We start from the raw sequence: 7,550 nt of genomic DNA, 5'->3' as shown, positions 1-7,550 counted from the left end.
ATAACAAGCGTATCTACCGTCATAAAGTCTTTGAAAGAATGGCAACCCGAGGCAAAAGCAGCATGGGCTGGTTCTATGGCTTTAAGCTGCACGCCATTATCAATCATAAGGGCGAGCTTGTATCTGTTAAAGTCACTGCGGGTAATACCGATGACAGAGTGCCTGTTAAGGATATGGCAACGTCTGTGTTTGGCAAGGTGTTTGGTGATAGAGGATACATCAGTAACACACTAAACACGTGGCTCACAAAACACAGTGATACCATGTTGATCACCAAACTTCGGCGTAATATGAAACTCCAATTGCTTGAGCCTATAGATGAGGCACTACTCAATCATCGCTCTTTGGTTGAAACGGTGTTTGGAGAGCTTAAAAACTTGTGCCAAATCGAACACTCACGCCATCGTAGTGTCACGGGGTTTATCACAAACTTGCTGTCAGGTTTGATTGCTTATTGCTGGTTTCCCTATAAACCCACCATCAAAAACATGCCTCAGCAGGGACAGGTAGCCACATTGTAAATAGTATCAATGAGTTACAATGTGGCTTATCCCGAACTGGGGTTAATTTTAAAACTAATCAAGAAAAATTAACGCAACAAAAAGCCCGCTACATTGTATATAGTGGGCTTTTATTTTTTGAAACTTATAAGTCTTAACTACTGAGAGTCTTAACGACTATAAGGTTTGCGGATTATCTGACATGTGTTTTTCACGCAATTTTTGGCGCAGTACTTTACCAACGTTACTCTTTGGTAGCTCAGTAACAAACTCAATATAACGCGGACATTTATAGCCGGTTAAATTGTCTAGAGCAAATTCTTTAATCGAGTTTTTGGTCACGTTATTGTCGGCAGGGATGACGTAGATTTTGACCGCTTCTCCTTGACGCTCATCAGGAATACCGATCACCGCGCAATCAAGAATGCCTTCACAATCAAGCATCACGGATTCTACTTCGTTAGGAAAGACGTTAAAGCCTGAGACCAAAATCATGTCTTTCTTACGGTCTAATAATCTAAAGTAGCCTTTTTCATCCATACTGACGATATCGCCCGTGCGAAAGTAACCATCTTCAGTAAAGTCTTCGCTACTGTCTCTATTCAGATAACCTGAGGTGACGTTAGGACCTTTAACACACATCTCACCAGCTTCATTGACACCGACGCGCTTGCCGTCTTCATCTATGATGATGACATCAACGCTCGGGACTGGGACGCCAATAGTGCCGTTAAACTTACGGTCGGTAACAACGTTGGCAGTGCCGACAGCCACACCCTCAGTCATACCCCAGCCTTCAATCATGGCGCAACCAGTGGTTTCAAGCCAGCGCGCTGCCGTCTGTTCGGTCGCTGCCATACCGCCTGCTTGCGAGATACGTAGCGAGCTAAAATCAAGGTCTTTAAAGTTTGGATTATCAAGCAAGCCTTTAAACAAAGTATTAACTGCTGGGGAAATATGGAACGGTTGTTTAGATAAGGTTTTGATAAATCCAGGTATGTCGCGTGGATTGGGTATCAGGATAAAGGTATAGCCTGAACGCATACCGAGTGAGCTTAGCATAAAGGCAAAAATATGATACAGCGGTAGGGCCATGACCATATTGATATAAACTTCATTAATCTCTGACGTGATAGGGCGCGTCCATGCTTCTGATTGCATGGCTCCTGCGACGATATTACGTTGAGATAAAATCGCACCTTTAGAGAGTCCGGTCGTACCACCGGTATATTGTAAAAATGCTTTTTGATCCAAAGTCATTTTTGGCTTTTGGAAGGGTAGGTTTTTGCCTTTTTTGAGCACATCGGGAAACTTTGTGACTTCATGCTTAGGGTCGTTTAGCTTGTATTTGGGCACCAAACGTTTGACTTGACGGATAATGGTATTTACTAAAATACCTTTGAGGCCCATCATATCGCCCATTTTTGATAAGACGATACGCTTAATTTGCGTCTCATCAATCACTTGCTCGAGCGCTTGAGCGAAATTATCCACCACAAAGATAACCTTTGCATCTGAGTCATTTAACTGATGGCGCAGTTCACGGCCAGTGTAAAGAGGGTTAACGGGCGTACAGACGTAACCTGCGCGCAAAATACCAATCATGGTTGGCAAGTATTGCGGCACGTTTGGCATCATCAGCGCAACCACGCTGCCTTGAGGCAGTCCTTGTGCTTGTAGCCAAGCGGCGACGGCAAGAGAAGCCTTATCAATGTCATCATAGGTATGAGTCACGCCCATACAGATACTCATAGGATGCAGACGAAAGCGATCAAAACACTCTTCATACAGCTCCACGATGCTGCCATATCTATCTGGATCGATCGTTTTCGGCACACTCTTAGGTATATTGGGCAAGCCAAGGTTTATTCAACGTCATAGTCAGCGTCCTGGAATTTCAATTAAGTTTCTATCGTTAAGCAGTCGTATCCGTGTCAATAAAAAATCAGCGCTGACGTAAAGCAATGGCCGCTGAGTTTGATAACAATCCTTATCTATTGACGGACTACTAAGTTTCTTTGCAACTAAAATATAATGTATCGACAATATAATGATACATTTAAGCAACACATTAGCATGAATCTAAGTAAAGGCAATATTAGCATGCGAGTACTGCCCAGTACACATTAAAAGTTTATAAATAAATGCTTCTATAGGAAAAAAAAGACCATCAATGAGGTGGTAGTGAAACATGCTGATATTTGGATAAAAATTTAAGATGGTCTTTGGATAAATACGATATATAACTTAAAAACCGTTTAAGTCGTGCCTAAAAATATCACTGCAAAGGAATGGCGATATGTGAAAGAGTAGTGTGTTATGACTTAAGCTTTAAACGAGAATGAATCAGCACTATGTACGGGTTACTGTTCAATACTATGTGAGGTTATTGCTTGATTAATGGTTTCGCTTAATTTTTGCGGTACACGAATAGGGCGCATGGGTGCGCCATGATTGCTTGCAGAGTCAGGCGTGATTTGGTTTTGTACGCAAGCGATGACGATTTTAGCGCGACTTAATAAACTAGTGTTTGAAAAGGCATTTCTTTTCTGAGGGCTATCATTGTCATTCGGCGCTAAGCGATGGATACTTTGATAAAATATAATGCTGGCAGGTTTTAGCTCAACCTTATCAATGCGGACATTGATGACCTCATCTAATAAAATGGCTTTTTTATATTGCAAATCTGCTTGGCTGACGACAAAATGCTGAATCTCACCATCATCGGTCTGCAAAAAATAGCCATTTAAACCAAGCTTGGTGAACCAGTCGCGGCGGCAGTTTTCAAAAAACACTAAGTGATTGGCATGGTAGACAATGCCGCCTGCATCAGTATGGTTAATATAGACATTATAATCAGTAGCAAATAGCGGGGTGCTTGCGTGCATCGATGGTGCAGCGGTATTTTTATTCATGGTTGTCATCATCGTGTTGCTCAGTAAGTTTGCGCCATTAATAGCGTGTAGAGGTTGATATATAAGGTTATAAAAATAAGCAGTAATAATGCCTAGATTATTACTCATGACAGCTACTCTATCGTAAGAGATAAAGGCGCGCAACAGCTAGCCATGCCGATGTCTGTTATGATAAGCCTTTATTTATAATGTCTCGCTGCTTGCTTTATTTTATAAAAATACTTGTTATAGAAAGATTTTGTTTTAACTCATAATGATAGGATAGTTTATGACCCGTTTTGTTTGTTTTAATATCAATGGTATTCGCGCCCGTCAACATCAGTTAGAAGCGATAAAAGAGATTATCGACCCTGATGTGATCGGTCTGCAAGAAACCAAAGTACACGACGAGCAGTTCCCGCTCGCAGATGTGGAAGGTTTGGGCTATCACGTCGAGTATTTTGGTCAAAAAGCGCATTACGGCGTCGCATTGTTATCTAAAATTGCCCCTATTTTTGTGCAAAAAGGTTTTCCGGGAGAAGATGAAGAAGCACAAAAGCGCTTTATCCATGCGCGTTACGTATTTGACGGTCGCGAAGTGGATGTGCTTAACGGTTATTTTCCGCAAGGCGAGAGCCAAGACCATCCGACCAAATTTCCTATGAAGCGTGCCTATTATGCGGATTTGATAACCTATATTGATACGCTAAAAGTTGAAGGGCGCTCGCTGGTTATCATGGGTGATATGAATATTGCCCCAGAAGATATCGATGTTGGTATCGGCGAGGCCAATGCCAAGCGCTGGCTTAAAAATAGAAAAACCTCATTTTTACCTGAAGAGCGCGAATGGTATGGTAATTTGATGGCGCGAGAGCTGACCGATACTTATCGCCTGCATTATCCAGACAGCACCGAATTATATAGCTGGTTTGATTATCGCAGTCGCGGTTTCAATGATGATCCTAAGCGCGGGCTGCGTATCGATCATATTTTATGTACGGCAGATTTGATCGAACATTGTGTCGATGCTGGTATCAGCTATGAGCTACGCGGCATGGAAAAACCGTCTGACCACGCGCCAATTTGGGCAGCGTTTGACTTAAATAAAGTATAATAGCTTGAGTATTAACAGCAGGTTTTAATCACCAAGTTTTATATCTAAGACTGTAAAACTAAGAGCGTATAACTAAGATTTTATAAAGATAACTTATAACCAATAAATAATGCATCAGCATTGATGAATAAGGATTGAATGATGGCTGTCGGCAACGTTGCAATACCCAATACGATTTATCCTATTGATGGGATTAAACTAAGCGCCACCGCTGCAGGCGTACGCTACAAAGACCGCGATGATTTGGTGGTGATAGAGATTGCTGATAGCGCCAACACTGCGGTTGTGACTACTAAAAATACCTTTTGTGCCGCACCGGTACGTGCTTTACGTGAACACTTTGCTAAAGCCAGCCCGCGTTATTTAATCACCAATACCGGCAACGCCAATGCCGGTACGGGCGCTGATGGTAAACGCCGCGCGGTTGATATCTGTAGCGCCCTAGCTGCTAAAGCGGGCGTGGATGTCAGTACTGTTTTGCCATTTTCGACAGGCGTGATAGGCGAGCGACTAAACAGTGATGCTGTTATCGCAGGCTTAGACAATGCCTTAGCCAATTTGGCCGCCGATAATTGGCTGGCCGCGGCCAATGGTATTCGTACGACGGATACGATTCCAAAGCTTGCCAGTGAAAAGGTTGATGTCGATGCTATCAGCTATCATATTACGGGCATGTCAAAAGGCTCGGGAATGATACGCCCCAATATGGCGACCATGCTTGGCTATGTGGCCACTGATGCCAATATCGCCGCTGACTTATTGCAAGAAATGCTGAGCAAAATTAATGAGCAATCCTTTAACCGCATTACTGTCGATGGTGATACCTCAACCAACGATTGCTGCGTCTTGATTGCAACCGGAACAGCGAGCTCGGAGATTATTGATAGCCCAGAGCATCCGCATTATCAGCCGATATTTGGCGCCTTAACAGCAGTGTTTGTGCGCTTGGCACAATTGATTGTACGAGATGGGGAAGGCGCGACCAAGTTTATGACGGTAAAAGTCACGGGTGGCAATACTACGCAAGAATGCTGCGATGTGGCGTATGCGGTCGCCCATTCACCACTGGTCAAAACGGCGTTTTTTGCCAGTGATGCCAACTGGGGACGTATCTTAGCAGCGGTTGGTTATGCAGGTATCGACGACCTTGATACCGAGCAAGTCGATGTCTATTTAGATGAAGTGATGATTTGTCAAAATGGCGGTGTGGCGCCAAGTTATACGGAAGCGGCGGGCAAAGAAGTCATGAGCCAGCCTGAGATTACCATTCATATTAATTTGGCCCGCGGTGATGCCGAGGATACCGTTTATACCTGCGATTTGTCTTATGATTACGTTAAGATAAATGCGGACTATCGCAGTTAAAAGTTATCTATCATTTTATAAAAACGCTCAAAGCCATCCATTATAATGTTAGCTTTGAGCGTTTTTTTTATGTTCAATATTTTTGTATTAAATACGGTCTAATTTAAACCGTTTATTAACAGCAGTTGCAAAAGCTGACGTTACTTTACAAAGCAGTTATAGAGGCTAGGCATCGGTGCGACCTATACTGATTGCAGTAAACAATAGACGGTACTATTAATAGTTGAGAAAATTTATATCAATTGTGTTCGTTTTTATTTTAGATGAGCTTAGATTGACTTTCTGATTAACAGTATCTTTATGACTGCTTGCTACCTTTTGAATAGTGATAATTGATTAAAATGAGTTTGAAAGGTAATGATTAATACTAATAAATAAACTGAGGATTTAATAATGAAAAAATTAGCAATTGCGGCATTGATGACGACTTTTGTCTTGTCAGGTTGTTCTACCATGGGTATGAATGATGAGCGTACTATGGTGGTCGAAGGCGAACCTGTGAATGTGAAAGTGGTTAACATCCCAAGTTTCAAAATTGAAATAGCACCACTTAAAGCGGTGTGTGAGCTGCCCACCGCGAGTGGTACTATGGTTGAGTCAGAGTGCCTACAATATCGCCAGACTTATCAGAAAAACTACACGCCTCTAAATGGTGATATTCAAGGCTTTACTTATGAGCCAAACTATCGCTATATTCTAGATGTGCGTCAAGAAGCGGTTATGAATGAAGCAACGAAAGTGGTTAAGCCGGTTTGGATTTTAAATGAAGTGATTTCAAAAACTGCTGAATAATTTTAGTTGTAGCTTATTATAGAAAAGCCTCTAATCATTAGAGGCTTTTTTTAGTCACAGAAAAAGGTAAACGTATTTTATCAAAAAGCGCTGTAAAACCACGTCCCTTCTAGGGCGTGGACATTAGGCGTCAGCTATTGTCGCTCAGCCTTAAAACAGACTTGTCAACCAAACTCATTAAGACCATAATCACTCTATGAAAACGCTCAAGTGTCGCATCAAAGACAAACACGCCAATCAGCTAAATACCTTAGCGGGCGCAGTTAATTTTGTGTGGAACTATGTGAATGACTTGAGTTTTAAGCATCTTCAACGCACCAATCATTTCTTTTCCGCTTATGATATTGCGGCTTATGTAAAAGGTAGTGGCGAGCTGCTAAACCTGCACAGCCAAACCTTACAAGCCATCACCGAAACCCATGCTAAATCTCGCAAGCAATTCAAAAAAGCCAAACTAAATTGGCGAACCAATAACCCAAAATCTAAGCGCAAATCACTTGGTTGGATTCCCTTTAAAAAAGCAGCAATCAAATACGTAGGTATCAAAAAATCAGGAAAGAAAAGTCTTAAATCCACCATTCAATTTAGCCTGGCTAAAGGCAAGAAGCTGACCATCGACGTGTGGGATAGCTATAATCTAGCACTCTACACCATCAACACCTGTGAGCTTGTACAAAACAGTCGCGGCCACTGGTATGCCTGTATCACCATTAAAGAGTACCCAAAAATTGAGTGCGGTACAGGAGAAACTGGTATTGATTTAGGCTGCAGGGACTCAGCAACGACAAGTAATGGTGAGGTACTAAAAACCAAAGTCACCCAGCAATACGCTAAAAAACTAGGTACTGCTCAGCGGGCTAAAAACAAACAAAGAGTTAAGGCGAT

At 42.2% G+C, this 7,550-nt stretch carries 5 protein-coding genes and 2 pseudogenes; 5 read left to right on the top strand and 2 right to left on the bottom strand.

Going from position 1 to position 7,550, the window contains the following annotated elements:
* Positions 1–521 (top strand): IS982 family transposase (locus A7325_RS11805; RefSeq protein WP_156508552.1); only part of this gene is annotated, 521 nt, incomplete at its 5' end.
* A gap of 156 nt (positions 522–677) precedes the next feature.
* Here A7325_RS11805 and A7325_RS11800 read toward each other — a convergent pair.
* Positions 678–2,379, bottom strand: a pseudogene (locus A7325_RS11800) (AMP-binding protein).
* A 484-nt stretch (positions 2,380–2,863) separates the two neighbouring features.
* The gene (locus tag A7325_RS11795) at positions 2,864–3,523 is read right to left on the bottom strand and encodes a thioesterase (RefSeq protein WP_372396268.1); all 660 of its coding nucleotides are present in this window, start codon (positions 3,521–3,523) and stop codon (positions 2,864–2,866) included.
* A 160-nt stretch (positions 3,524–3,683) separates the two neighbouring features.
* On the opposite strand from A7325_RS11795, the gene xthA reads away from it, so the two are divergent.
* The 4 genes and pseudogenes from xthA to A7325_RS11775 all read left to right on the top strand — a co-directional run.
* On the top strand, positions 3,684–4,508 hold the full coding sequence (gene xthA, locus A7325_RS11790) for an exodeoxyribonuclease III (RefSeq protein WP_068408384.1): 825 nt from the start codon (positions 3,684–3,686) through the stop codon (positions 4,506–4,508).
* Between the two features lie 141 nt (positions 4,509–4,649).
* A complete protein-coding gene (gene argJ / locus A7325_RS11785; protein WP_068408382.1) occupies positions 4,650–5,873 on the top strand; it encodes a bifunctional glutamate N-acetyltransferase/amino-acid acetyltransferase ArgJ in 1,224 nt (407 codons plus the stop codon).
* A gap of 393 nt (positions 5,874–6,266) precedes the next feature.
* A complete protein-coding gene (locus A7325_RS11780) occupies positions 6,267–6,665 on the top strand; it encodes a DUF4377 domain-containing protein (RefSeq protein WP_068408379.1) in 399 nt (132 codons plus the stop codon).
* Positions 6,666–6,861: 196 nt separating this feature from the next.
* Positions 6,862–7,550, top strand: a pseudogene (locus tag A7325_RS11775) (RNA-guided endonuclease TnpB family protein); the annotation flags it as partial.

The sequence above is a fragment of the Psychrobacter sp. SHUES1 genome, assembly GCF_001652315.1.
Lineage (GTDB): Bacteria > Pseudomonadota > Gammaproteobacteria > Pseudomonadales > Moraxellaceae > Psychrobacter > Psychrobacter faecalis.
Note: the sequence above shows the minus strand (reverse complement) of the source record. Positions and strands in the feature narration are given on the sequence as shown.

What these genes read in the sequence shown, in the direction of transcription:
- argJ (WP_068408382.1), top strand. Translation starts at nt 4,650, where the DNA reads ATGGCTGTCGGCAACGTTGCAATACCCAATACGATTTATCCTATTGAT.
- xthA (WP_068408384.1), top strand. Translation starts at nt 3,684, where the DNA reads ATGACCCGTTTTGTTTGTTTTAATATCAATGGTATTCGCGCCCGTCAA.
- A7325_RS11795 (WP_372396268.1), bottom strand. Translation starts at nt 3,523, where the DNA reads ATGAGTAATAATCTAGGCATTATTACTGCTTATTTTTATAACCTTATA.
- A7325_RS11780 (WP_068408379.1), top strand. Translation starts at nt 6,267, where the DNA reads ATGAAAAAATTAGCAATTGCGGCATTGATGACGACTTTTGTCTTGTCA.